The sequence below is a fragment of the Brevibacillus sp. MCWH genome (assembly GCF_013096935.1).
Taxonomy (GTDB): Bacteria; Bacillota; Bacilli; order Brevibacillales; family Brevibacillaceae; genus Brevibacillus; species Brevibacillus aydinogluensis.
Genome location: NZ_SDLF01000202.1, coordinates 1 through 414, shown reverse-complemented (window position 1 = coordinate 414; position 414 = coordinate 1). Strand labels below are relative to the sequence as shown.

The 414-nt window shown below is 34.3% G+C and carries 1 protein-coding gene; it reads left to right on the top strand.

Annotated elements, in window-relative coordinates; genetic code table 11:
* Window positions 1-414 (top strand): DNA recombination/repair protein RecA (locus tag ETC00_RS20075; protein WP_216369614.1); only part of this gene is annotated, 414 nt, incomplete at both ends.

Below are 414 nucleotides of genomic sequence, written 5' to 3'. Positions count from 1 at the left end.
CTGTAGTAATATTAGATTCTATTCCTACTGTAGCTTCTTCAGATAGTTCTAGTGAGATGGAGGGGGGTACATATGCTAACCGTGTAGCTAAAGCATTGGCTCAGTTTTATAAGAGATTAACCCCTGTAATTAAATCATCTAATATTATCGTTATTGCTATTAACCATATTAACCAAAAGATTGAAATTAACCCTATGTTGAAAACACAACCACAATTACTTTATATGAAAATGGACGAATCTATGCCGGGTGGTAACGCTCCTATTTATTACGCACACAATTTAATTAAATTCGTTAGTGCAGGTAAATATAAAGCAGAAGATGATGGATTTGACGGATTCAAAGTAAGAGCTGAACTTTTAAAATCACGTACCAACAAAGCTGGTCAGTTTTGCCACCTTGTTTATAATCAGA